General features: G+C 71.6%; 21 protein-coding genes and 2 pseudogenes. 10 read left to right on the top strand and 13 right to left on the bottom strand.

Features of this window, described 5'->3' with window-relative positions:
* Nucleotides 1-24: 24 nt before the first annotated feature.
* The 4 genes from IO36_RS31540 to IO36_RS31525 form a co-directional block, all read right to left on the bottom strand.
* Nucleotides 25-2,043, bottom strand: a complete 2,019-nt coding sequence (locus IO36_RS31540; RefSeq protein ID WP_037624787.1) for a TerD family protein — start codon at nucleotides 2,041-2,043, stop codon at nucleotides 25-27.
* A gap of 43 nt (nucleotides 2,044-2,086) precedes the next feature.
* Nucleotides 2,087-2,665: a TerD family protein gene (locus IO36_RS31535; protein WP_037624785.1), complete on the bottom strand. Its 579-nt coding sequence runs from the start codon at nucleotides 2,663-2,665 to the stop codon at nucleotides 2,087-2,089.
* A 160-nt stretch (nucleotides 2,666-2,825) separates the two neighbouring features.
* On the bottom strand, nucleotides 2,826-4,964 hold the full coding sequence (gene uvrB, locus IO36_RS31530) for an excinuclease ABC subunit UvrB (RefSeq protein ID WP_037624783.1): 2,139 nt from the start codon (nucleotides 4,962-4,964) through the stop codon (nucleotides 2,826-2,828).
* Nucleotides 4,965-5,003: 39 nt separating this feature from the next.
* Nucleotides 5,004-5,876: an MHYT domain-containing protein gene (locus tag IO36_RS31525; protein WP_037624782.1), complete on the bottom strand. Its 873-nt coding sequence runs from the start codon at nucleotides 5,874-5,876 to the stop codon at nucleotides 5,004-5,006.
* Between the two features lie 279 nt (nucleotides 5,877-6,155).
* Here IO36_RS31525 and IO36_RS31520 point away from each other — a divergent pair, with 279 nt between their 5' ends.
* Nucleotides 6,156-7,022 (top strand): glycerophosphodiester phosphodiesterase, encoded by an 867-nt coding sequence (locus IO36_RS31520; protein ID WP_037624780.1) that lies wholly within the window; start codon nucleotides 6,156-6,158, stop codon nucleotides 7,020-7,022.
* 115 nt (nucleotides 7,023-7,137) lie between these two features.
* The gene (locus IO36_RS31515) at nucleotides 7,138-7,692 is read left to right on the top strand and encodes a methylated-DNA--[protein]-cysteine S-methyltransferase (RefSeq protein ID WP_037624778.1); all 555 of its coding nucleotides are present in this window, start codon (nucleotides 7,138-7,140) and stop codon (nucleotides 7,690-7,692) included.
* A gap of 134 nt (nucleotides 7,693-7,826) precedes the next feature.
* Here IO36_RS31515 and IO36_RS31510 read toward each other — a convergent pair whose 3' ends face one another.
* Entirely contained in the window at nucleotides 7,827-8,189 is a 363-nt protein-coding gene (locus IO36_RS31510; protein ID WP_037624777.1) for a cupin domain-containing protein, read from the bottom strand.
* Nucleotides 8,190-8,341: 152 nt separating this feature from the next.
* Here IO36_RS31510 and IO36_RS31505 point away from each other — a divergent pair, with 152 nt between their 5' ends.
* Both IO36_RS31505 and IO36_RS31500 read left to right on the top strand, forming a co-directional pair.
* Entirely contained in the window at nucleotides 8,342-9,247 is a 906-nt protein-coding gene (locus IO36_RS31505) for a pseudouridine-5'-phosphate glycosidase (RefSeq protein ID WP_037624775.1), read from the top strand.
* Nucleotides 9,248-9,267: 20 nt separating this feature from the next.
* Nucleotides 9,268-10,248, top strand: coding sequence for a carbohydrate kinase family protein (locus tag IO36_RS31500; protein ID WP_078943569.1), 981 nt, complete (start codon nucleotides 9,268-9,270; stop codon nucleotides 10,246-10,248).
* 82 nt (nucleotides 10,249-10,330) lie between these two features.
* On the opposite strand, the gene IO36_RS31495 is transcribed toward IO36_RS31500, so the two are convergent.
* Nucleotides 10,331-11,125: a methyltransferase domain-containing protein gene (locus tag IO36_RS31495; protein WP_037624773.1), complete on the bottom strand. Its 795-nt coding sequence runs from the start codon at nucleotides 11,123-11,125 to the stop codon at nucleotides 10,331-10,333.
* Nucleotides 11,126-11,376: 251 nt separating this feature from the next.
* On the opposite strand from IO36_RS31495, the gene corA reads away from it, so the two are divergent.
* Nucleotides 11,377-12,504, top strand: a complete 1,128-nt coding sequence (gene corA / locus IO36_RS31490; protein WP_037624771.1) for a magnesium/cobalt transporter CorA — start codon at nucleotides 11,377-11,379, stop codon at nucleotides 12,502-12,504.
* A gap of 65 nt (nucleotides 12,505-12,569) precedes the next feature.
* On the opposite strand, the gene IO36_RS31485 is transcribed toward corA, so the two are convergent.
* Together IO36_RS31485 and IO36_RS31480 are read right to left on the bottom strand one after the other, a co-directional pair.
* On the bottom strand, nucleotides 12,570-13,007 hold the full coding sequence (locus IO36_RS31485; protein WP_037624768.1) for a CBS domain-containing protein: 438 nt from the start codon (nucleotides 13,005-13,007) through the stop codon (nucleotides 12,570-12,572).
* A gap of 135 nt (nucleotides 13,008-13,142) precedes the next feature.
* Entirely contained in the window at nucleotides 13,143-13,784 is a 642-nt protein-coding gene (locus IO36_RS31480; protein ID WP_209441296.1) for a nucleoside/nucleotide kinase family protein, read from the bottom strand.
* Nucleotides 13,785-13,841: 57 nt separating this feature from the next.
* Between IO36_RS31480 and IO36_RS31475 the strand changes: the two are divergent.
* The 3 genes and pseudogenes from IO36_RS31475 (at nucleotide 13,842) to IO36_RS31465 (ending at nucleotide 16,904) form a co-directional block, all read left to right on the top strand.
* Nucleotides 13,842-14,536, top strand: a pseudogene (locus tag IO36_RS31475) (DUF2293 domain-containing protein).
* Nucleotides 14,537-14,707: 171 nt separating this feature from the next.
* Nucleotides 14,708-15,187: an anthrone oxygenase family protein gene (locus IO36_RS31470; RefSeq protein ID WP_037624851.1), complete on the top strand. Its 480-nt coding sequence runs from the start codon at nucleotides 14,708-14,710 to the stop codon at nucleotides 15,185-15,187.
* Nucleotides 15,188-15,410: 223 nt separating this feature from the next.
* A complete protein-coding gene (locus IO36_RS31465; protein ID WP_037624766.1) occupies nucleotides 15,411-16,904 on the top strand; it encodes a glutamate synthase subunit beta in 1,494 nt (497 codons plus the stop codon).
* A gap of 128 nt (nucleotides 16,905-17,032) precedes the next feature.
* On the opposite strand, the gene IO36_RS31460 is transcribed toward IO36_RS31465, so the two are convergent.
* Nucleotides 17,033-17,311, bottom strand: coding sequence for a DUF397 domain-containing protein (locus tag IO36_RS31460; protein ID WP_037624764.1), 279 nt, complete (start codon nucleotides 17,309-17,311; stop codon nucleotides 17,033-17,035).
* Nucleotides 17,312-18,172 (bottom strand): helix-turn-helix domain-containing protein, encoded by an 861-nt coding sequence (locus IO36_RS31455; RefSeq protein WP_037624762.1) that lies wholly within the window; start codon nucleotides 18,170-18,172, stop codon nucleotides 17,312-17,314. It abuts the gene before it with no gap.
* 188 nt (nucleotides 18,173-18,360) lie between these two features.
* On the opposite strand from IO36_RS31455, the pseudogene IO36_RS43905 reads away from it, so the two are divergent.
* Nucleotides 18,361-18,840, top strand: a pseudogene (locus IO36_RS43905) (ATP-binding protein); the annotation flags it as partial.
* Nucleotides 18,841-19,394: 554 nt separating this feature from the next.
* Nucleotides 19,395-19,841 (top strand): hypothetical protein, encoded by a 447-nt coding sequence (locus IO36_RS31445; protein WP_037624760.1) that lies wholly within the window; start codon nucleotides 19,395-19,397, stop codon nucleotides 19,839-19,841.
* A gap of 40 nt (nucleotides 19,842-19,881) precedes the next feature.
* Here the strand turns inward: IO36_RS31445 and IO36_RS47505 are convergent, their stop codons facing one another.
* The 3 genes from IO36_RS47505 to IO36_RS31435 form a co-directional block, all read right to left on the bottom strand.
* Nucleotides 19,882-20,055, bottom strand: coding sequence for a hypothetical protein (locus IO36_RS47505; RefSeq protein ID WP_167347429.1), 174 nt, complete (start codon nucleotides 20,053-20,055; stop codon nucleotides 19,882-19,884).
* A gap of 196 nt (nucleotides 20,056-20,251) precedes the next feature.
* Nucleotides 20,252-22,150: an FUSC family protein gene (locus IO36_RS31440; protein ID WP_037624758.1), complete on the bottom strand. Its 1,899-nt coding sequence runs from the start codon at nucleotides 22,148-22,150 to the stop codon at nucleotides 20,252-20,254.
* 600 nt (nucleotides 22,151-22,750) lie between these two features.
* Nucleotides 22,751-23,488, bottom strand: a complete 738-nt coding sequence (locus IO36_RS31435) for a DUF7873 family protein (RefSeq protein ID WP_037624756.1) — start codon at nucleotides 23,486-23,488, stop codon at nucleotides 22,751-22,753.
* Nucleotides 23,489-23,580: the final 92 nt, after the last annotated feature.

The raw sequence follows: 23,580 nt of genomic DNA, 5'->3' as shown, positions 1-23,580 counted from the left end.
GGGCCGGAAGCGCCGACGCGGGGGTCAGCGGTTCCACGACCGGCGCCTCGCCGCCACCGCGGCGAGGACCTGCTGCAGCACCTGGCTGTTCGCGGGCACGAGCGAGGGCTCGTACGTCCACGCGTGACCGACCCAGGGGTCGGCGAGATGGTCGTCCGGCACCGGAGTGATCCGCAACAGGGACCTCCAGAGCGGGTCGAGCAGGGGCCCGTACTCCGCGGCGTCCTCCCGGTCGGCCACCATCATCAGATGGACGCCGACGGCCGGCCCCTCGTCCGCGAGGTAGCGGAGCCGGGTGACGGCGCGGTCGTCGAAGCCGTGCGGGAAGTCGTTGACGATCAGCAGCTGCTCGGCGGTGTCGAACCCCGGCGGCAGCGAGTCGGCCGCTCCCCCGCGCATCGCCATCTGCACCAGGTCGACGCGCTGGGTGAGGCGGTTCAGCACCTCCGTCACCCCGGCGGCGCCCGCGGCCGGAGGGGCGGCGAGCACACCGGACCCGGTCAACGGCGCCAAGGACGAGGCCCCGGAACCGGCCGGGTCGATGACGTGCACCGTGAACTCACCCGCGGGATACACGGCGAGCAGCCGGCCCGCGTGTGCGACGGCGGTGTCCATGGCGAGCCGGCGCATCTGGTCGGAGTCGGCGAGCGTGCCCTCCAGGGAGGTGCGCCCGCTGTCGATCCACAGGCCGCGCTCCAACGGGAGCCGCACGAGCATCGGGATGCTCAGGTTCTCGCTCTCGGGCAGGCTGAGGTCGCCCAGCCGCACCGCCATGGGTATCTCCATGGGCGCGCGGTAGCCGTGCCAGACCGGGTTGTCCCAGCTCGCGTAGGCCAGCGGCAGCGCCGGCTCCACCACCTCGGCCTCCGCGACGAGCTGGGCGAGATCGCGGTCGAGGGCGGCCCGGGCCTGGTCGACCAGCTGTGCGTGCTTGGTGCGGGCGGCCTCGCGAGCGGCGTCGCCCTGCCCCCCGATCCGGCTGCGCGGGTCCGAGAGGACCTGGTCGAGCTCCTTCTCCATGCGGGAGTCGGCGAAGTCGACGGCGCTGCGGTACGCGGCGACCGTACGCGCCAGGTCCTCGAACATCCCCCAGACCTGGTTGTAGAGCCGCTCCTCCATGGACCAGCCGGTCGCGTCTCCGGCCACCGGCTGCGCGGGCTGTCCGGGCTGGGCCGGCGGAGCGGTGGGCGGGGGCGGCGGCGGAGCGGACGTCTGCCGGCCGGGGTGGCTGTAGTTGATCGTGCCGCCGGCGGTGGGCGGCGACGGCTGGGCAGTGGACGGTTCGGGCTGGACCGGACCTCCCGGCATGCCGGGCTGCGAGCCCGCGGGTCCCTGCGCACCGGTCGGGTACGGGGTGTGCTGCGGCGGCACGGTCCCCGGGGCGCCCTGCGGCCCGGTTCCCGTGTGGGGCTGGTCCGGGCCCGGGGCGGCGGTCTGCCGCGACCGGTCCGCGTCCGGGGTGCGGGGCGGGGGTGCCGAGACGGACCGTGCCAGGCCCTGGGCCACGGCTTCGTTGATGCTGCCCGCGAGTTCCCGGGCTTCGGGAAGTCCCTGGTCGGTGAGGAGTTCGGCGAGTCCGCCCGCGTAGCCCTGGCCGACCGCGCGCACCTTCCAGGCGCCCTGCCTGCGGTAGAGCTCCAGGGCCACGACGGCGGACTCGGTGTCGAGTCCCGTGACGGTGTAGCTGGCGACCTCGAGACCGTCGAGGCCGGTGACCGCGACGAAGGGGGCGGCGACGGCGCCGAACCGGACCGGTCCGCCGACGCCGGTGGGCAGCGCGAGGAGCACGCTGACCCGGTGCACGGCTCCCGGCAGGGCGTCCAGGTCGAAGGCGAGCCGGTGGTCGGCAGCCGCCTGCTTGGAGACCTCGAGCCCGGGAAGGGTGGGCGTGCCGGGATGGGCCACCCACTCGACGCCCCGTACCTTCCCGTGCTCGTCGCTGAGCGTGGCTCCGGCCACGATCGGCTTCCCGGCCGAGACCCGGACCTCGAGACGGACCTCGGGGAGCGGGTGGTTCTGCCCCCTGACCAGCTCGGCCGTCATCGTCTTGTCCCCCTGTGTCGTGGTGTGCGGATGCGCCGGCCGCTCAGAGGTGCGGCAGGATGGCGGGCATCAGGTCCTGGAACGTGCGGCCGTTGGCCGGAGTGCCGAGGGCCGTCATCTGCCAGCCGCTGCCGGCGCGGTGCACCTTGGCCATGATCTGGGCCGTGTACTGGCCGCCGCCCGCGAGGGTGTAGCGCGCGAGCTCCTGGCCGTTGGTCTCGTCGACCAGACGGCAGAACGCGTTCTGCACCTCCTGGAACGTCTGGCCCGTGAAGGAGTTCACGGTGAAGACGATCTGGTCGATGTGGACCGGGACGCGCTGAAGGTCGACGAGGATGGACTCGTCGTCCCCGCCCTGGCCCGCGCCGCCGACCAGGTTGTCACCGGTGTGCCGCACCGAGCCGTCGTCGCTGACGAGGTGGCGGAAGAACACCACGTCGACGGGCTGCTTGTCCGCGAAGAGCACGGCGGACGCGTCGAGGTCGATCTCCCGGGTGCGCGAGCCGAACAGGCCGCGCCGGGGAGCCGCCTGCCAGCCGAGACCCATACGGACCGCGGTCAGCGTGCCCCCGTCGTTCTTCTGCAGACTGATGGCCTGACCCTTGGTCATGTTGACCGTCACGCGCTGTTCCCCTCTCGAACTGTCCCCTGTTGCCGCGGAATCCGCGGATGAACAGAACCCTACGCAGCGCCACTGACAGCGCCGAACCCCGGGGCGGACTTTGTGTCGGTCTTGCAACACATCACGCGTCGTCCGAGGTCCGGCGCCGTCGGCCGGGCCGTCAGGCGATTCCCGCCTCTCTCATCTGCCTCAGTTCCTTCTTCATCTCGGACACTTCGTCGCGCAGCCGGGCGGCGATCTCGAACTGCAGGTCGGCCGCCGCGGCGCGCATGCGTTCGGTCAGGTCCTCGATCTGCTGGGCGAGTTCGGCCGCGGGGCGGTCGGTCGGCGTGGAGTCCTTGCCCTTGGCCGCCTTGGCCCCCTTCGCGCCGGCCGCCTTGCCGCTCAGCGCGGGCACCGGCGCCTTGGCGCCCTTGCCGTCCTTCGACTTGCGGTAGCCGGAGCCGAGCAGCTGCTCGGTGTCGATGTCCTCGCGCGCGATCTGCGCCACGATGTCGTTGATCTTCTTGCGGAGGGGCTGCGGGTCGATGCCGCGCTCCTTGTTGTACGCGATCTGCTTCTCCCGGCGGCGGTTGGTCTCGTCGATGGCCTTCTCCATCGCCGGGGTCATCTTGTCCGCGTACATATGGACCTGGCCGGAGACGTTGCGCGCCGCGCGGCCGATGGTCTGGATCAGGGAGGTGCCCGAGCGCAGGAAGCCCTCCTTGTCGGCGTCGAGGATCGCCACCAGGGAGACCTCTGGGAGGTCTAGGCCCTCGCGCAGCAGGTTGATGCCGACCAGGACGTCGAACTCCCCGGCGCGCAGTTCGCGCAGCAGCTCGACGCGCCGCAGGGTGTCGACGTCGCTGTGCAGGTAGCGCACCTGGATGCCCAGTTCCAGGAAGTAGTCGGTGAGGTCCTCGGCCATCTTCTTGGTGAGCGTGGTGACCAGGACGCGTTCGTCCTTCTCGGTGCGCAGCCGGATCTCGTGCACCAGGTCGTCGATCTGGCCCTCGGTGGACTTGACGACCACCTCGGGGTCGATCAGACCGGTGGGGCGGATGATCTGCTCGACATGGCCGTCCGAGCGGGACAGCTCGTAGGCGCCCGGGGTCGCCGAGAGGTAGACGGTCTGGCCGATGCGCTGCTGGAACTCCTCCCATTTCAGGGGGCGGTTGTCCAGGGCGGAGGGCAGCCGGAAGCCGTGGTCGACGAGGGTGCGCTTGCGGGAGGCGTCGCCCTCGTACATCGCGCCGATCTGCGGAACGGTGACGTGCGACTCGTCGATGACGAGCAGGAAGTCGTCCGGGAAGTAGTCGATCAGCGTGTTCGGCGGGGAGCCGGGCTCGCGGCCGTCGAAGTGCATCGAGTAGTTCTCGACGCCGGAGCAGGAGCCGATCTGGCGGAGCATCTCGATGTCATACGTCGTCCGCATACGCAGGCGCTGGGCCTCCAGGAGCTTGCTCTGCTTCTCCAGCTCGGCGAGGCGCTCCCCCAGTTCCTTCTCGATGTCGTTGACGGCGCGCTCCATGCGCTCGGGACCGGCCACGTAGTGGGACGCGGGGAAGACGTAGATGTGCTCGTCGTCGCTGATGACCTCGCCGGTGAGCGGGTGGAGCGTGGACAGGGCCTCGATCTCGTCGCCGAACATCTCGATGCGGACCGCGAGCTCCTCGTAGACCGGGAAGATCTCGATGGTGTCGCCGCGGACCCGGAACGTGCCGCGGGCGAAGGCCACGTCGTTGCGGGTGTACTGGATGTCGACGAAGCGGCGCAGCAGGGCGTCGCGGTCGATCTCGTCGCCGACCTTGAGGCTGACCATCCGGTCCACGTATTCCTGCGGCGTGCCGAGGCCGTAGATGCAGGACACCGAGGCGACCACGACCACGTCCCGGCGGGTGAGCAGGGAGTTGGTCGCGGAGTGGCGCAGGCGCTCCACCTCCTCGTTGATCGAGGAGTCCTTCTCGATGTAGGTGTCCGACTGGGGGACGTAGGCCTCGGGCTGGTAGTAGTCGTAGTACGAGACGAAGTACTCGACGGCGTTGTTCGGCAGCAGCTCGCGGAACTCGTTGGCCAGCTGGGCGGCCAGCGTCTTGTTCGGTGCCATGACGAGCGTGGGGCGCTGGAGCTTCTCGATCATCCACGCGGTGGTGGCGGACTTGCCGGTGCCGGTCGCGCCCAGCAGGACGACATCCTTCTCACCTGCGCGGATGCGCTTCTCCAGGTCGGCGATGGCCGTGGGCTGGTCACCGCTCGGCTGGAACTGGCTGACGACCTCGAAGGGCGCCACCGAACGTTCGATCTTGGATACGGGCCGCATGGATCCACCGTACGACCCCGCACTGACAACCGGGCCGGATCACCGGCTCTGCGGGCTCCGCGGGCGGCGGTAGGCGCGCTCCCCGGCGGGGTGGACCGCCGGGCGACGGCCGCCGCGAGCGGGGCGGGGATGGGCCGGGACGCCCGGCCGCCTGATCTCCGCGGGACGCCGGTCGGGCTTGCCCGCCACCATCTGCGGATCGAACATCACGACGACGCCCGACAGACAGAGCAGGGCGAGGGGGCCGATCATCATGGGCGCCAGCAGCGCGGCCGCCGAGTCCCCGGCGGGGGTGCCGTCGACCGGGCCGTGCAGATGCACGCTGAGCGCCGCCATGCCCGTGTAGTGCATGCCGCTGACGGCCAGCCCCATGACGAGGCTCGCGCCCACGCTCCAGGCGAAACCGCGTACCTGTCCTGCGGCCCACAGGGCCGCGATGGCGGCGACGACGGCGATGACGACCGAGGCGGAGACGGTGAGGGTGTTGTAGGCGAGGGTCCCGTTGAGGCGCATCCCGGCCATGCCGAGGTAGTGCATCGAGGCGATGCCGAGGCCGGTGACGGTCCCTCCGGTGAACAGCGCCGGCCCGGTGGCGCCCTGGTAGCCCACGATGAAGATCCCGGCGCCGACCATCAGGACGGCGACGCCCAGGCTCGCGAACGTTGTCGGCCGGTCGTAGTGGACGGGGCTCTGTTCGACCGTGAACCCCATCATCGCGATGAAGTGCATCGTCCAGATGCCGGAGGCGATCGCGACCGAGCCGAGCGCGAGCCAGCCCGCCCGCCAGGAACCGCCGACGAGCATGGACCTGGTGGTGCAGCGAAGACCGAGCGCACCGCCCAGGCAGGCCATGAAATACGCCACCAGCGGTGTGACGAGCCCGTAGGTGAAGCCGTCGACCGTGCCTTGCATGCGCGGCTGCCTTTCCCGCCCTGTTGCTCCTGGAACCGTCCGAAAACACCCCCGCGGCCCGGACCGCCGGAGCGGACCGGTTGAGGCTGAGGTTACGACCACCACCGGAATGGTCGAACGATAATCCTGCAAACAATCACGACCTCTCCCCAGTTGTGCGCCTGCGGCGAGCCGACTTGGGCAACTCCATTCAATCCACGGCCATCTCGCCTCCCCCCTCCATTGACTCTCTGCTGTCAGTCTTGTGCTGTCCGTGATCGCCAGACGCGAGGAGAACGCATGCACGCGCGCGTTGCCGCCGCCACGACCGCAGCGCTTCTTGGGGGAGCCGTTCTGATACTGCCCAGCTCGCACGCCAAGGCCGGCGGGCGGATCACGACACCGCTGGTCGTCGCCCACCGCGGCGCGTCCTCCTACGCCCCGGAGAACACGCTGGACGCCGTCGACCGGGCGGCGGAGCTGGGCTTCGACTGGGTCGAGAACGACGTGCAGCGCACCCGTGACGGCCAGTTGGTGGTGCTCCACGACGCCTCGCTGGCGCGCACGACGGACGCCCGGACGGTCTATCCCGACCGCAGCCCATGGAACGTCAAGGACTTCACCGCAGCCGAGATCGCCCGCTTGGACGCCGGGAGCTGGTTCGGCCCCCGGTTCGCGGGAGCGAAGGTTCCGACGTTGCGGGAATACATGGATCGTCTCTCCCGCAACCACCAGAAACTCGTCCTGGAGATCAAGAATCCCGAGCTGTATCCGGGGATCGAGCGGCAGACCCTGAGGCTCCTGAACAACGAGGGTTGGCTCGATCCGGTGCATCTGCGCGACCGGCTGATCGTCCAGAGCTTCAGCGCGGACAGCGTCCGGACCGTGCACCGGCTACGGCCCGGCGTCACGACGGCCTTCCTCGGGACGCCTCCGGTCACGCGGCTGCCCGCGTACGCGCGGTTCGCGGACCAGATCAACTCCGATCACCGCTCGCTGTCGCCCGAGTACGTCTCCGCGGTCCACGCGCTCCACGGTCCGCACGGCCCCATGAAGGTGTTCGCCTGGACGGTGGACGACGTGCTGACCGCACGGCGGCTGGCGGGCTTCGGGACGGACGGCGTCATCACGAACGCACCCGACCTGATCCGCGCGGCGCTGCGCTGACGGGCCTTCGCCGGGACACAAACAGGTGAACCGTCGCCAGGGCTCGGACCGGTGCGGGGCGCGCGCGGGGTGCGCGCCCGCGGCGTTGTCAGTGGCGGGTCGTACGGTGGGGCCCATGGACAGCCACGCGCGGGACGAGCAGCGGATCGTCTGGTCCGTCGTCGGGACGGACATCGGTCCGCTGCTCCTCGCCGCGACGCCCCAGGGCCTGGTCAACGTCGTCTTCCACGCCTCGGACCCGGTGCGCGACAAGGCCCTCGGCCGGCTCGCCTCCCGCTTGGGCGGCGAGCCGGCCGAGGCGCCCGGCTCGCCGTTGCTCGCCGAGGCGATACGCCAGGTCGAGGCGTACTTCGCGGGCGAGCGGCATGACTTCGATCTGCCGCTCGACTGGTCGCTGATCTCGGGGTTCAACCGCCAGGTGCTGCGCGAGCTGCATTCGGGCGTCCCGTTCGGTTCCGTCGTGGCCTACGGCGACCTGGCCGGACGGGTCGGCGCGCCCGGGGCGGCCCAGGCCGTCGGGGTGGCCATGGGCTCGAATCCGCTGCCGGTCGTCGTCCCCTGCCACCGGGTGGTCGAGAGCGACGGCGGTATCGGCGGCTTCGGCGGCGGTCTGGAGACCAAGCGGAAGCTGCTCGCCCTCGAAGGTGTCCTCCCGGAGCCGCTGTTCTGACACCGTGACCGGACCGCCGGCCTGGGCGGGCAGGACGGGCAAGCAGAGGGTTCGGGCAGGCGAGCGGAGGATCCGGGCTAGCAGGCCGGCGAGCGGCCCGCTCCACCGTCGGTGAAGCGGGCGCTCCCGGTCCGTCAGAGGCTGATGTGGTACGCCTTGCGCAGCGTCTCGTGGACGGTCCACGTCGTACGGTCGCCCTCGCGCAGGAACGCCGCGTCACCGGGACCCACCTCGATGACGTCGCCGCCCTCCACCTCGATGGTGGCGCGGCCGCTGACGACGACGAAGAGTTCGTTGGCCTCGGTGTCGGTCACCACACCGGGGGTGATCTGCCAGATGCCGCGCAACTGCTTGCCGTCGGCGGACTCCCACAGCACCTTGCCCGTCACGACGGGGTCGCCGGAGACGATCTGGCCCGGGTCCAGCGGCTCGACCTCGAGCTCGGCATCGGGAATGTGCACGGCGAACGACGGCGTGGCCTGGGAGTTCGTGTTCATGAGCGGAACCCTAAGGGCTCACCCGCCGCCCGGGACGGGGAGGGTCGCCCTCTCGGGCCGCCGTACGCCGTGGGCCGGGAGGGTTTGGCCGGGCGCGCCGCTCGCCAGAGATCCAGAGGAGGGTACGTCGACCGACGACAGGAGGCAGGCGCGTGATCGTGACGTCCGAAGAGGTGCGGGAGGCGCTGGACACGCGTCGGCCGGTGGTGGCCCTGGAGTCCACGATCATCGCCCACGGGCTGCCCCGCCCACGCAATCTGCAGGTCGCCCTCGAACTGGAGGAGGTCGTCCGGCAGGAGGGCGCGGTACCCGCGACGATCGCCGTGCTCGACGGCCGGCCCCACGTGGGTCTGGACAAGGGTCAGCTGGAACGGGTCGCGAACGAGGACGGCATCCGCAAACTGGGCCACCGCGACCTGCCGCTCGCGGTGGCCGCGGGGGCGAGCGGGGCGACCACCGTGTCCGCGACGGCCCTGCTGGCGGCCCGGGCGGGGGTGCGGGTGTTCGCGACGGGCGGGCTCGGAGGGGTGCACCGCGAGTGGACGGTGACCCAGGACGAGTCCGCCGACCTGGGCCTGCTGGCGCGTACGAAGATCACGGTGGTGTGCGCCGGAGTGAAGTCGATCCTGGACGTGCCCGCGACCCTGCAGCGCCTGGAGACGCTGGGCGTGGCGGTGGCCGGGTACGGCACGGACCGGTTCCCCGGCTTCTACCTGTCCGACTCGGGGCACCCCGTGGACTGGACCCTGGACTCCCCCGGGCAGGTCGCGGAGGTGATGCGCGCCCAGGACGACCTGGACGCCCACGACTCGGCACTCATCGTCGCGAACCCCGTCCCCGAGGAGGAGCAGCTCGATCCCGCGCTGCACGCGCGCGTGCTGGCCGAGGCGCTGGAGGCGTGCGCGTCGGAGGGCGTGACCGGACAGGCGGTGACGCCGTTCCTGCTCGCCTATCTGGTCCGGCACACGGACGGCGCGTCGCTCGCCGCCAACCTGGCCGCGGTGCGCGGCAACGTGCGCCTGGCGGGACGGATCGCGGCGGCCTGGGCGGGGGCGTGAGCGACGGCCCGAGCGAGGAGATGAGCGAAGCGGCCCCGGCGGCCCGGTCCGACGGCGAAGGCGGACCCGTGGACGGGGGCGGTCCCGCCGGGGGTGCGCTGCTGGTCGTCGGTGACGTGGTCACGGACGTCGTCGCCCGCTTTCACGGACCGCTGGCGGCCGGCACCGACACGGTCGCCGCCATCCGCACCGTGCCGGGCGGCGCGGGCGCCAATGTCGCGTGCTGGGCCGTGCACGAGGGCTGCGACCACGTACGACTGCTCGGCCGGGTGGGCGCCGACGCCGCCGCGTGGCACGAACGCGAACTCACGGCGAGCGGGGTGCGGCCCCTCCTGGTGACCGATCCGACGACGCCCACCGGCACGGTGATCTGTCTGGTGGACGGCGGCGCGTCGGCGGAGCGCACGTTCCTCACGGCCAGCGGCGCCTCGCTGCGGCTGTCACCGGAGGACTGGTCGCCCGCGCTGCTCGACGGCGTCGCACGGCTGCATCTGTCGGGCTACCTGTTCTTCTCGGAGCCGAGCCGGGCGCTGGTGTCGGCGGTGCTGGAGTCGACGCGCGAGCGGGGGGTGCCGGTGAGCCTCGACCCCGCGTCGGCGGGATTCCTCACCGAGCTGGGCGTGGACCGCTTTCTCGACCTGTGCGCGGGCGTCGACGTCCTGCTGCCCAGCCGGGACGAGGCTCGTCTGCTGACCGGACTGCCCGATCCGGCCGACGCGGCGGCCGAGCTGAGCCGTCGCTTCCCGCTGGTCGTAGCCAAACTGGGGGGTGACGGGGCCCTGGTGGCCCGTTCCGGAGCCGTGCGGGCCCGGGTCCCCGCCGTCCTGGCGACCCCGCACGACACGACGGGCGCCGGAGACGCGTTCACCGGCGCGTTCCTCGCGGCGCTGCTCGCGGGCGCCGGACCCGAGAAGGCGGCGACCGCGGGGTGCGCGGCCGGGGCGAAGGCGGTGGAACGCATAGGCGGGAGGCCACCCGCGGGGTCCTCCCCGGAAGACTGAAGCGAGGGGCGGCCCCCGGTGGCGCCCCTCGCCCCTTCCCCCTCGCCCCTTCCCCGTCGCCCGGCTGCTCCCTCCCCCTCACTCAGCCTTTGCGGCCCCAGGCCGAGATCATCGGCGCGGTCGCCAGGTCCATGGATCCGGCGGCGACGTTGGCGAGGTGCTGTTCGATCTCTTCCTGGGTCGCCAGGCCGGCGGTGACGAGCTGGTCGCGGATCTGACGGACCGTCGCGTCCTCCAGTGCCGTGCAGGCGGGGGACGCGACGGGGAAGTACGCGTCCGCCTCCACGCCCGTGAGCCCGGCCTCCCGGAGCAGCCGCGGGAGTTTGCGTCCGTAGGCGAGGTCGGCACCGCGATCCGCGAGCAGGCTGCGGAAGCCCTGGCGCAGCCGGTTCGCGAGCCGCTGCTCGGGTCCGTGCTCCTCGGGGCAGAGCAGCGGCTGCAGGGCGGGATCCGCGTCCTCGACGAGGAGCCGGCCGCCGGGCCGCAGCGCCTTGATCATGGACTGCAACGCCCTTTCCCGGTCCGGCACATGGACCAGTACGAGGCGGGCGTGCACGAGGTCGAAGCCCTCTCCCGGCGGCTCCTCGGCACCCACGTCGTGGACGCGGACCTCGACGGGCGAGCGGGCCACGGAGGCCGCCCACGAGATGTCGATGTCGGTGGCGAGGACCTTGCCCGTCGGCCCCACCTTCTTGGCGAGCCAGGACACGACCGACGTGCCGCCCGCGCCGACCTCCCAGCAGCGCCAGCCGGACCCGACGCCGAAGCGCTCCATGTGCCGGAACGTCGAAGGGTCGAAGAGAGTGGCGAGGGCCTCGAAGCGCCGGCCCGCCTCCGTCTGCTGGTTGTCGAGGAGATACCCGTCGGCTCGCGTCATGGGGAGATCATTCCAGTCGGTCCGGCCGCGGCGGATCGCCGACGCTCCCGTTGCCTGTACGGGCGTCGTACGAGGCGTCCGTCCGGCCCATCCGTCGGCCCCGCTCCCCTCGCGCCCCCACGCTCCTCACTCTCACAAAGCGGAACGGAACCTTCCGTTCCTACAGGCTTTTCCGGTGTCCGACCAGGCCTGGCAGACTTGCGCGCCAGGCGCAAAGTGCGGCCCGAGGAGATCCACGCGAGGAGATCCAGATGTCCATGGCAGGGAATTTGCGGAGGGTGACGGCTCTCGGCGCGGTCGACGGCCTCCGCAGAGTGGCACGGCTGACACGGCGGAGCCGCCGCGTCGACCTGAGTCACCCCGCCCGGTCGCCGCTGGGCTCCGCGGTGGTGAACTGTGTGGCGTACCGGGACGGCGTGCGGATCCCCGAGGGCCGCGATCTGGTCGACACCGTCCAGCGCATCCGCAAGCGCGACGAGGGATTCGTCTGGCTCGGCCTGCACGAACCGACCGACGCGGAGTTCGCGGGCATCGCGGAACTCTTCGACCTGCATCCCCTCGCCGTCGAGGACGCGGTCGAGGCGCACCAGCGTCCGAAGCTGGAGCGGTACGACGACACGCTGTTCGCCGTGTTCAAGACCGTGTGCTACGTGGAGCACAAGGAGTTGACGGCGACCAGCGAGGTGGTGAACACCGGCGAGATCATGGTGTTCGTCGGCCCCGACTTCGTCATCACCGTGCGGCACGGCCGGCACGGCTCCCTGGGGCCGCTGCGCGAGGAGCTGGAGGCCGACCCGCGGCAGTTGTCGAAGGGGCCGGCCGCGGTCCTGCACGCGATCGCGGACCATGTGGTCGACGAATTCGTGAGCGTCACGGACTCGGTCCAGGCCGACATCGACCAGGTCGAGGCCGACGTGTTCGCCGAGAACGGCGCACGCGCCGACGCGGGCCGCATCTACCAGCTCAAGCGTGAACTCCTCGAACTCAAGCGGGCCGTGGTCCCCCTCGCCCGGCCGGTCCAGGAGCTCGCGGCCCGGCCGGCCCGTGTGGTCGACCCGGAGATACAGGCGTACTTCCGTGACGTCTCCGACCACCTCCTGCGGGTGACCGAGCAGATAGCGGCCTTCGACGAACTGCTCAACTCGATCCTGCAGGCGCATCTCGCGCAGGTGACGGTGGCGCAGAACGAGGACATGCGGAAGATCACGGCATGGGCGGCGGTCATCGCGGTCCCCACCATGGTCTGCGGTGTGTACGGCATGAACTTCGACAACATGCCGGAACTGCACTGGAGGTTCGGCTACCCCATCGTCATCGGCGTCATATCCATCGGCTGCTTCGTCCTCTACCGGGGATTCCGGCGCAACGGCTGGCTCTGACACACCGCTCACCCCGCACGGGCGGCCGCGGCGGGGCGGGAGGGGAGCGGGACCGTGCGGCCGGGTCAGCCCATCGCGCTGCCCGTGCCTCTCGCGTAGACGCTCTCGACCCAGGCGGCGAGCTGTTCGTCGCTGACGTGTTGGGCGAGGTCGGCCTCGCTGATCATGCCGACCAGCCGCTTGTCGTCGATCACCGGAAGCCGGCGGATCTGGTGCTCCTTCATCTCCGAGAGCACTTCGCCGACATCGGCGTCGGCGTCGATCCAGCGCGGTGTGCCCTGAGCCATCTCGCCCGCGGTGATCTTCGCCGGGTCATGGCCCATGGCCACACAGCCGACGACGATGTCGCGGTCCGTGAGGATGCCGCAGAGGCGTTCGTTCTGGTCGCTGATGGGCAGCGCGCCCACGTTGAGATCGCGCATGAGCTGGGCGGCGCGGTCCAGGGTCTCGTGCGCGGGGATCCACTGGGCACCCCGGTGCATGATGTCTCCGGCGGTGGTCATGGAGTACCTCCCGGTGCCGGACGGCCGGCGCGGCGCGGAACACACCACTGGTACCGGCGCCTTCATTCTCGCTGTGCCCCAGGGGCCACGCACCTGGAGACGGGACCGGCTCGGCCCGCCGTTCCCGGCCCTCGGTCAGCCGTTCCAGGCGGGGTGACGGGGGTCGTCGGCCCGGACCAGGACGTCCGCGGCGGTGCCGGGACCGATCTCGCTCTCGTAGCGGGCGAACGCGGGAAGGCTCCAGTGCTCCGTCTCCGGAGTGCGGCGGCGCAGGGCCCCCGGGGAGAGGAGCAGATGAACGCTGAGGTCGAACGGGAACCAGTGGCGCAGGAGGAGGGGGCCATGAAGCAACAGCACACCACCAGGAGGGAGTTGGACGTAGGGACTGCGGGTGGCCCGGTCGGTGACGGGGTCCCGGAGGTCGGGCAGGATCCTGCCGTCGCCGTCGGCCTCGAGGGGACCGAAGACCTCGCGCCACAGGGCGCCGGTGTCGAACCATCCGTCGTAATAGGCCTCGACGTCCTGGTGACCGTATTCGAGCCGGAGGGAGGCGGGGCGCAGAAACCCCTCCGTGCCGACGACCAGCGCGGGGCGGCCGCGTACGCGCAGCGCCTCGAAGAGGCGCTGCGCGAGTTCGCCGGGGTGCGCGGCCGGTGCTCCGTCGAAGGCGACGCGGGGCCAGGGGCTGCCGTCCTGCGGCTTCAGGTCGAGGACCCGCTCCGCGAGGTGGTCGCCGAGCCGTTCCCAGGTGATCGCTTCGAGTCGCACAGCACCCATGATGCCGCGCGGGCGTCGCGACGTAGATGTGGCATCGGTCCGGGGAAGAAACCGCTTATGGCACCGATAGCTGAACCCCCGCAGCGGAACGGACCGCTCGTCGTCCAGCCGCTCAGGAAGCGGCACTGCGTCGAGTGCCGCGGCGGTCCGCTCCCCCTGCTGGTGCTGGAGGAGGGGGCGCCCCGGTGTCTGGATTGCTCGGATCTCGGGCACCTGGTGTTCCTGCCACGTGGCGACACCGCCCTGACGCGCAGGTCACGGGAGGGCAGCACGCTGTCGGCCGTGGTGGTGCGCTTCAACCGGAGGCGGGGCCGGTACGAACGGCAGGGGTCATGGTCGAGGAGGCCGCGCTCGCCCTGGCCGAGGAGCGGTGTCTGGCCGACGCGGAGGCGAGACGGCGACGCCGGGCCAGGGACGCCCGGCGCCGGGAGGCGGAGGACGTCCGTTTCACGGAGGCGTTCGCACGGGAGATATCCCGGCTGTTCCCTCACTGTCCCCCCGGCCGGGCGCGGGCGATCGCCGCGCACGCGTCGGTGCGCGGCAGTGGGCGGGTCGGGCGGAGCTCGGCGGGCCGGGCGCTGTCCGAGACGGCGGTGACCGCGGCGGTCCGCGCGTCGGTACGCCACACGGAGACCCCGTACGACCAGCTGCTGATGAGCGGTGTCCCGCGGTACGAGGCGCGCCGCCGGATCGCGGCCGTGGTGGACACCCGGCTGTGGGAATGGCGCGAGGGTGTGGCCACTGGGGCGTGAAGGGCCGACCGAAAGGAGCGTGCGGGAGCTCCGGCGGGGGCGTGCGGAGACGCTCGCGCATGAGTGCGCGCCGCTCGGCCATGGCCGTTCGCGTCGTGGTGGATTTCGCTTGTGGTGGTGGCCGGCGCTGTGCAGGATCTTGGGTCCGGCCGGTTCGACACGGGAGTGGACATGATCGATGGACCGTATTTCGTGCTGACTCTGCTGGGGGTGCTCGGCTGCGGGCTGGTGGCCGGGGTGTTCTGCGGGTTCTCGACCTTCGTGATGCGGGCGCTGGCCCAGTTGCCGCCGGCGCAGGGGGTCGCCGCGATGAAGGCGATCAACGTCGCGGCGGTCCGGCCCCCGTTCATGCTGGTGTTCATCGGGTCGGCGGTGCTGTGCTCGGTGCTGGCGGTGGTGACGTTCGTACTGCTGCCCGACGACGGGACGGTGGAGCTGCTGCTCGGCAGCGCGCTGTATCTGTTCGGTGCGTTCGGTGTGACGATCGCGGCGAACGTCCCGCGCAACGACGCCCTGATGAAGCTGGACCCGGGGACACCGGAGGCCGCCGCCTACTGGCCCACGTACATACGTCAGTGGACGCTGTGGAACCACGTCCGCACCGTCGCGTCGGCCGCCGCCGCGGTGTCGTACGCGCTCGCCCTCGCCTGAGCAGTGCTCACTCGCCGGGACCCTCGACCTCACCTGAGCCGCACGTCCCGGTGCTCACGGTGAACGCCCTCGCCGGAGCCGTCCACCCGCTGTCGTCCGGGGCGGCGGTGTGTGCCGGGGCGACGTATCGTGGCGGGAAAGGAGCGCGCCCGGTTTCCGTGGCCGACGCGGGCCTACGGCCTGGTGGCTCCGCCCCCCGTACGCGTCCATGAGGGAGACGGCCATGGCCGATCCCAAGGGTTTCATGACCACGCCCCGCCAGGAGTCTCCGCGCCGCCCTGTCCAGGAGCGGGTGCGGGACTGGGACGAGGTGTACGTTCCCGGAGGCCTGCTGCCGATCATCGAGAAACAGGCCGACCGGTGCATGGACTGCGGCATCCCCTTCTGCCATGACGCCTGTCCCCTGGGCAATCTGATCCCCGAGTGGAACGACCTCGTCTCGCGCGCGGACTGGCGGGCGGCGAGCGACCGGCTGCACGCGACGAACAACTTCCCCGAGTTCACCGGACGGTTGTGCCCCGCCCCGTGCGAGGCGGGATGTGTGCTGGCGATCAACCAGCCGGCGGTCACCATCAAGAATGTCGAGGTCGCCATCGCGGACCGCGCGTGGGAGGACGGGTTCACGCCGCCCCGGCCGCCGGACCGCCTCTCGGGCCGGACGGTCGCGGTCGTCGGGTCGGGGCCCACCGGGCTCGCCGCGGCACAGCAGTTGACCCGGGCCGGTCACACGGTGGCCGTGTACGAACGGGCCGACCGGATCGGCGGTCTGCTGCGGTACGGGATCCCCGCGTTCAAGATGGAGAAGCGGCATCTCGACCGGCGGCTGGAGCAGATGCGCGCGGAGGGGACCAAGTTCCGTACGTCGACGGCGATCGGCACCGACATCGGGGCGGCCGAGCTCAAGGCCCGCTACGACGCCGTGATCCTGGCGCTCGGCGCCACCGCCTGGCGCGAACTGGACGTGCCCGGGCGGAAGTTGTCCGGCATTCATCAGGCGATGGAGTACCTGCCGCTGGCCGACCGGGTGTGCGAGGGGGATCTGGAGGTCTCACCGCTGTCGGCTGCGGGCCGGCATGTGGTCATCGTCGGCGGCGGTGACACCGGCGCCGACTGCCTGGGGACCGCGGTGCGCGAGGGCGCGGCCTCCGTGACTCAGCTCGACATCTACGGGCAGCCGGGCGCCGATCGAGACGAGGACGCCGAGCCGTGGCCGACGTATCCGAAGATCTACCGGCTCTCCGCCGCGCACGAGGAGGCCGGCGCGCTGGGTACGGCGCCCGCCGCCGACGCGGACGCCCGGCTCTTCGCGGCGTCCACGCTCCGGTTCGACGGTGACGCGGACGGCCGGGTGACCTCGCTGCATGTGGTCGAGGTCGACGAAACGCGGCGCCCGGTCCCCGGTTCCGGGCGGACCCTGCCCGCCGACCTGGTCCTGCTCGCCCTGGGCTTCCTGGGACCCGACCGGCACGACGGGCTGATCGACCAGCTGGGTCTCGAGCTGGAGCCGCGCGGCACGATCGCCCGCGGCCCCGACTTCGCCACGAACGTTCCCGGGGTGTACGCCGCGGGAGACGCGGCGCGCGGGCAGTCGCTCATCGTGTGGGCGATCGCCGAGGGCCGGGCCGTCGCCTCGGCGGTGGACCGGGCACTGAGCGGCGCGGCCCGCTCCCGTCTGCCGGCACCGATCGGACCGTACGACCGCCCGATGACCGCGTAGACGGCCTCGGGACGGTCTCCGTAAGCCCGCGATGTCGCGGGTGATCAACTCACAACCAAATTCAAGGACGTCAGAGAAGTCAGACAAGTCGTGGTCAAGGGAAAACAAGTCGTGCCAAGGCAAGTCGTTCAGGAGAGAAGGAAGTCCGCCTCTCCGGCCTTGGCGCCCTGAATGAACGCGGTCATCTCGCCGGGCGTGTAGATGAGGGCGGGACCGTCCGGGTCCGCCGACTGACGCACGGCGATCCGCCCGTCGGCGAGCTTCATCGCCTCCAGGCAGTTGCCGCCGTTACCCCCGCTCCACGGCTTGTGCCAGCCCTCGCTGCCCAGTTCACGGGCGGGCATTCCGTTGTAGATGCGCACGTCGCCTATTCGCGGGTTGATGCGTTCCGGCGTGATGCGTTCCATTCACAGCTCCTTGCGGAGATCCCGGAGGATCTCCTTCGTGCGATGTGCCGTGGCGGCTTGGGCCGCCATGCGGTCCATGACCTCCAGGTGGGTCGCCACCTCGGAGCGCGAGTCCAGGTAGACGGCGCCGGTCAGGTACTCGCTGTAGACCATGTCCGGGAGTTCCGGCATGGCGAATCGGAACAGCACGAAGGGCCCGTACGTGCCGGGGTGCGGACCCGAGGAGAACGGGATCACCTGCAACGTCACATGGGGCAGCTTCGTGGCCTGAAGCAACTTGTCGATCTGAGCGCGCATCACCTCGGGGCCGCCGATGGTGCGGCGCAGCACCGTCTCGTCCATCACCGCCCAGATCCGGGGCGCGTCCTCGCGGGTCAGCAGGTCCTGGCGCTGCATGCGCAGCGCCACATGGCGTTCGATGTCCTCGGGCCTGGTCTGCCCGATGGCTCCCGCCTCCAGGACACCGCGCGCGTAGTCCTCGGTCTGCAGCAGGCCCGGGATGAAGTGCGGTTCGTAGGACCGCAGCAGGGAGGCGGCGCCCTCCAGGCTGACGTGCATGGAGAACCAGTCGGGCAGGATGTCGTGGAACCGCTGCCACCAGCCCGGCTTGTTGGCGTCCTCCGCGAGCTGGACGAAGGCCTCGGCCTCCTGGTCGCCGACGCCGTAGGACTTCAACAGCAGTTGGAGGTAAGGGATCTTGAGGGAGACCTCGGCCATCTCCATGCGGCGGACCGTCGCGGGGGCGACGCGCAGGATGCGCGCGGCCTCCTCGCGCTTGAGACCCGCGCGTTCCCGCAGGTCCAGCAGGCGCCGTCCGAGGACGACCTGACCGACCGTCGGCGCGGACCGCGGTTCGCTCACGTCCCACCTCCACTGAGTCCGGGCAGCCCGGCCGGCGCCTTCCGGGGTCTTCCTCGTCTGCCTCGACGATCCCAACTGGCGCCGCGCGGCTTGCTGTTGCCAGCAGTGTGCCACGCGCCCCCACGGCGTCACACGGCACTCTGCATTTTTCAGAGTGAGTCTTGCCAAGTGTTCGCGGCGACGCGATAGTGGCAAGCGTGATTCCGTCCGCGCCGTTAGGAACAGACGCCGCCGAAGACCGGTTCGGTCTCCGTGCCGCCATGGGACAGCACCCCGGCGCGGCCGCCGAGCGCCGGTTCCGCTTCGAGCTGGCCGCACATCCGGGCTCCGTGGCCCAGGCGAGACGCCTGAGCCGGGCCCGCCTGTCCCATTGGGCGGTGTGCGAGGACACCTGCGACACGGCGGAACTCGTCGTCTCGGAACTGGTCACCAACGCGATCGTGCATGCCGCCGGTCAACGCGTCGTCTGCGAACTGCAGGACGCCGGCGACCTGGTGCGCATAGCCGTGTGTGACGAGGGGTGCGCTCCCGGCGAGCCGCACCCCTCCCCGCGGCGGCCCGACGAGGAGCACGGGAGGGGATTGCTTCTCGTCGCGGCAGTGTCCAGGGCATGGGGGGCCCAGGACACCGGGCCCGGCCTGCTGGTGTGGGCGGAGATCGCACGCTCCGCAGGCCGGGCCGAAAACTCCGTCGACGGCCTCCCGGAGAGCCGTCCGGAATCGGTCGTCCACGACGACCGGATCAACCCGGACGACGACCGGAATTACCCCGACGGCCACCGGGACAACCCGGACGACGGCAACAGCCCGGACGAACGGAACGGCCTGGGCGACCAGGACGGCCGGGACGGCGGGCACGAACGGGCCGCGCTCGAGGCCGGGTTCGGGGAAGGGCCGCGCACGGCTCCGCCCGGCCGGATCGGTGCGGTCCGGCGCGCAGCGGACTCGCCCGACGGGAACGACGGCCCGCGGGCGGACCTCGGCTGGAGCGCGAAGAAGCCCCCGAACGACGGTCGGGGCACGGGGGCGGAGGGATTCTGGGGGGCGGGAACCGTGGGGAACCCCCAGTCCCCCTCCGCCCCTGGCAAGAGCCAGGACCGCGATCTGCGGCAGAGCGGAACCCCGTACCGGGGCATGGCCCCGCGTCACGACCGCGATCCGGGGCCGGACCAGGGACAGCGTCAGGCACACCATCGGGACTGGGATCGGGATCGGGAGAGCCTGTGAGCCGTACGTCTCCGGCTGGGCCTGCGGCGCAGGTCCTGAGCCTGGACACGCTGGTCCGCGTGCACCGCGGACGGCGTAGGCCCGGGCCGCCGAGGCGTCTGCCCGTCCCCGAGGACATGAACGTGCCGCTGGGCTGCGACGCGGTGTCGGTGCCCGCCCGCTTCGGACCGAAGCTGCTGTCGCGGCTCCCGCGTGTCGGCTGCGTGTACGCCGACGGGGCGCACTGGTGGTGGATCGTTCCTTCCGACTCCGACGTCTCCCTGGAGTGGCCGGTGCCGGCCCACTACGTCACGGGGGCCGTCGTGCCGGACTCACCTCGGATTCCCGGGCTCATCCACAAACCGGACGGCACGTTTCCGTATACGCCGCCGATCCCCCTCTATCTGGCCCTGTGCCAGGTCACGGGGACGACACCCGCCTGGTCCCGTCCCGTCAGCGCGTGACCCGGAACGCCCTCACTCGACGCCGTGGGCACGGACGCCCTCACTCGACGCCGTCGGCACCGCCCACCACGACCAGGAACGCGTCGGACGCGAGATCCATGACGACCTCCGCCGCCTGACCCTCCTGTCGGCGCGCCTGCGCGAACTCCTCCGCGGGCCACGACCCGCGCGGCCCGCCGGCGGGAAAGCGCTCCAGAACCCTTCGCCCGTTCACCCTGTACCTCCATGTCGCGGTGCTGTGGAGAGTTAAACGCCTCCGATGGGGTGAACGGCTCTGGCGGTGACGGTACTGAGACGAAGTCGACACCGGGCGGCGAACCCGCACGCCGGAACCCGGCCACACGCGCGCGGTGTCACAGCGCGAGGCGGGCAGCCGACCGGGCCAGGACCCCCACCGCGCGCCCCGGGCGTCACACCGTGACGGGACGCGCGGGCGCCGTCCGCAGGCCGGCCCGTTCGCGCCGCTCGGCCAGCTCGCCGAGGAGTTCGTCGATCCGCTCGGTGTGCCGGGGCGTGAGCCGCCCGGTGTCGTCGAGCTGGACGGCGCAGGCCGTGGCCGTGTCGACGAGCCGTTCCAGCGTGGCCGCGACCGCGTCCGCGCCGGCGGAGTGCCGCGCCACGGCGGGGAGCTCGGCCGCGGCGAGGTCGATCGCCGCGCGGGCCTCGGCCAGCGCGCGGTAGGCCTCCCGGCGCAGGACCCACCGGTCCGCGCGGTCACCGGCCGTGCCGTCGCCCAGCACATGGGTGAGATACACGTCGGCGGCCCGCTCGGCCCGGCTGAGCCTCGCCCGTACGGTCCCGCCCCGCTGTCCGAGGGTCGGCAGATGTCCGACGAGCAGGACGATCGCGCAGGCCAGCAGGGTCTCGACGATCCGGTTCCAGGAGGCCTGCGGCTCCCCGCCGACCATGACCAGGGCGAGGACGAGGACCGTGACGACCGCGGTCTGGGTGGCGAAGTGCCGGGTGGCCACGGGGATGAGGGCGCCGCTGACGGCGACCAGGGCGACGAACCCCTCCGGGCGCGGCAGCAGGAGGGCGAACCCCGCGAAGACGACCGCGCCGAGGACGGTTCCGGCCGCCCGGCACAGCACGCGGGAGACGAGCGGCCCGAGGTCGGGCTTGACCAGGAAGACGGCGGTCGCGGGAAGCCAGTACCAGTGCGGGTGATTGCCGTACCAACGCGCGTGGTGCAGGGCCTGTGCCACGGCGACGCTCGCCCCGAAGCAGAGGGCGACCCGGACGCCGTACTCGCGCCCTGCGGCACCGAGCGCGGTGCGGACGACGGATCCGGCGCTGCGGCGCCGGTTGTGCAGGGCGTTCCCGGAGCCCCGGTCGAAGCTCTCGGCGGCGTGCAGAAGGGCGTCGTGCAGGGCGCGCAGCCCCGGCACGACGGGTGCGGTCCCGGCCGGGCCGGACCGGGCGCCCGGGACGGCGGGTGCGGGCAGCGGTCCGGTGGGGGCGCCGGTGCGGACGGCGGCGGCGAGGCGGCGGGGTCCCTCCGCGGCCCGCGCGGGCACGGTCTCGTCCGCCCAGGCGAGCGCGGTGGCCGCTTCGGCGAGCGGCAGGGCCGCGGCGTACTGGGCGTGCACCCGCCGTTCGGCGGCGGAGCTGGCGTACCGCCGCAGCCGAGGGCCGTCGAGCGCGTCCTGCGCGTGGTCGAGGGCCGCGGTCAGGGCGACGCGCCGCCGGGTCGCGTCGGGTCCGCCCACGGCGAGCAGCAGTTCGGCGATCGCGTCGTACACGCCGGCGACGGCGTCCCGCTCCCCGTCGAAGCGGTAGTCGCCGGTGTTCACCGCGGTCGTGGGCAGGGCCAGCCGCAGCGTGAGCAGCCAGCCCGCCCCGCCGAGGAACAGCAGCGCGCGCACCCATCCCGGTTCCGGCAGCGGCATCCCGGCCCCGATCGCCGAGGCGACCAGCAGCTGGGTTCCGGCTCCGGAGGCCACGGGTCCGACGGCACTGACGGCGCCGGCGAGCAGTCCGAGCCCGGTGAGCAGGAGGGTGAGTGTCAGGGCGCCGGTGTGCGCTCCGGCGTACGAGCCGAGGAGCAGACCGGCGGCACCGGCGAGGGCCGGTACGCCGAGCCGTACGACGGCGACCCGGCGGCTGCCCGGCCGGTCGTTGATCCCGGTCAGCATGGCGCCGAGGGCGGCGATCACTCCGAGGGGGGTACGGCCGCTCAGAACGGCCGCGAGCAGCAGGGGCCCGGCGGCCAGGGCACCCCGTAGGACCGCGTTCCAGGGGACCGGTCCCCGCTGGGCGCGCAGGGCGTGGGCGAGCCAGGGCGGGGCGGCGGGGCGGGTGGGACGCACAGGGCTCCAGTCGGGCGAGGGCGGGATGCCTTCGGGCGACGTCGGCCGGGCTCGGTCGTGATCAGGGTAGTGCGCGCGGCCCTCGGAGGACGAACGCGGGGATTTCCGCCCTGTGACATTTCAGGAGGACCGGATGGGATTTCAGAAGGTCCGGAAGGAGAGGAGGAGCGGGTCCGAGGGCGTAGCCGGCCCCCGGACCCTGAGATGCCACCATGTCGCACACCGGCACGCTTGAGGACCCAGGTCAGTCGTTATGTCGCCGCGTCCTGCCTTTGGACCACCACGCATCGAGCTGCGCGGGCTGGACTTGAACCAGCATCTCGGCGTACTGGGGCCTGGGCCCGGTCGATCCGGCGATCGGCGGCGAATACTGAGTCTGGAGCAATAGTCTGAGATTGATCACGGTCTGCCTCTTCCGATTGGGCTACCGCGGCGCGTGAACGGCTCCGGGGCCGACGTTGTCGGCCGGAGTGTTCTGTGGTGCCGCGGGGAGGACTCGAACCTCCACTGGAACCGTGCATTTCACGACAAGCCTCAGCTTCAGCTTGCGCTCCTCGCGCACCCCGGCCGTCGTGCGTTGTGGCCGGGGAGTTTCAGAGGCTACCCCTGGGTGAACAGGTAGCCGAAAACGGCGTCGCCGACGCGCTGGTCGACGACGTCCACGCCGTTGGCCTCCTCGCGGGCGAACTTGACCGCCTGCTGCAACTTCTCCACGCGGTCGAGGAGTTCGTTCACACGCCGGGCGGGCAGGGCGCCGGAGAACTTGACGGTCGTCCAGTAACCGACGGGGATGTCCTCGTAGTACACCTCGACCTGGGCCGGGTGCTTCTCGGTGGCCTCGGCCTTGACGTGGTTCCGCGGGACCTTCTTCGTACGGAGGGTCCGCACCGGCTCGGTTTTCCAGGCGTCGGTGGACGGGTCCCGCACCCAGGACTCGGAGGCGTCGAGGACGGGCAGCTTGCGCACGAAGGTGTTGAGATCGGTGAGCTGCTTCTCGAGGAAGAGCAGATAGGACACCGGCACCTCGGCGACGAGCACCCGCCCGTCCACCACCACGTCGGCCCTCGCCGTGCAGTTGGCCCAGTCCTTCGTGGCGGTCACGTCGAACAGCCGCGTCAGGGTCGCCGCGGTGTCCCGCAGCACGCTCTCGGTCTGCACCTGGACCCGGGTCGACTCGGGCGGCAGTTGCTCGCCCTCCTCGTCCTTGGGCTGGTACGTCCGCGAGATGCCCGCGAGCAGGGCAGGCTTCTGCAGCCCGTGATGAGCGGCCGTCAGGTCCTGATGGGACTTGGACTTGATGCCCTTCTCCACTGCGATGATCTGATTGAGTTTCGCCACGCCGGTGACGGTAGCAGTGCCGCGGCGATCACTCGAAGGATTATCTGAACAGAGGGGCGGCTTCCACGGACGACAAATGGGGATGCGCGGGC

This window comes from Streptomyces aureus, from assembly GCF_000725495.1.
GTDB lineage: Bacteria > Actinomycetota > Actinomycetes > Streptomycetales > Streptomycetaceae > Streptomyces > Streptomyces aureus_B.
The sequence above is the reverse complement of the archived record's forward strand: the minus strand, read 5'-3'. Positions and strand labels throughout refer to the sequence as shown.

Bases quoted from the DNA above. Each gene is read 5' to 3' on its own strand.
- IO36_RS31460 (WP_037624764.1), bottom strand. From the start codon at position 17,311: ATGGAACGCATCACGCCGGAACGCATCAACCCGCGAATAGGCGACGTG.
- corA (WP_037624771.1), top strand. From the start codon at position 11,377: ATGTCCATGGCAGGGAATTTGCGGAGGGTGACGGCTCTCGGCGCGGTC.
- IO36_RS31525 (WP_037624782.1), bottom strand. From the start codon at position 5,876: ATGCAAGGCACGGTCGACGGCTTCACCTACGGGCTCGTCACACCGCTG.
- IO36_RS31465 (WP_037624766.1), top strand. From the start codon at position 15,411: ATGGCCGATCCCAAGGGTTTCATGACCACGCCCCGCCAGGAGTCTCCG.
- uvrB (WP_037624783.1), bottom strand. From the start codon at position 4,964: ATGCGGCCCGTATCCAAGATCGAACGTTCGGTGGCGCCCTTCGAGGTC.
- IO36_RS31485 (WP_037624768.1), bottom strand. From the start codon at position 13,007: ATGACCACCGCCGGAGACATCATGCACCGGGGTGCCCAGTGGATCCCC.
- IO36_RS31515 (WP_037624778.1), top strand. From the start codon at position 7,138: ATGGACAGCCACGCGCGGGACGAGCAGCGGATCGTCTGGTCCGTCGTC.
- IO36_RS31495 (WP_037624773.1), bottom strand. From the start codon at position 11,125: ATGACGCGAGCCGACGGGTATCTCCTCGACAACCAGCAGACGGAGGCG.
- IO36_RS31510 (WP_037624777.1), bottom strand. From the start codon at position 8,189: ATGAACACGAACTCCCAGGCCACGCCGTCGTTCGCCGTGCACATTCCC.
- IO36_RS31470 (WP_037624851.1), top strand. From the start codon at position 14,708: ATGATCGATGGACCGTATTTCGTGCTGACTCTGCTGGGGGTGCTCGGC.
- IO36_RS31540 (WP_037624787.1), bottom strand. From the start codon at position 2,043: ATGACGGCCGAGCTGGTCAGGGGGCAGAACCACCCGCTCCCCGAGGTC.
- IO36_RS31520 (WP_037624780.1), top strand. From the start codon at position 6,156: ATGCACGCGCGCGTTGCCGCCGCCACGACCGCAGCGCTTCTTGGGGGA.
- IO36_RS31480 (WP_209441296.1), bottom strand. From the start codon at position 13,784: ATGGGTGCTGTGCGACTCGAAGCGATCACCTGGGAACGGCTCGGCGAC.
- IO36_RS31500 (WP_078943569.1), top strand. From the start codon at position 9,268: ATGAGCGAAGCGGCCCCGGCGGCCCGGTCCGACGGCGAAGGCGGACCC.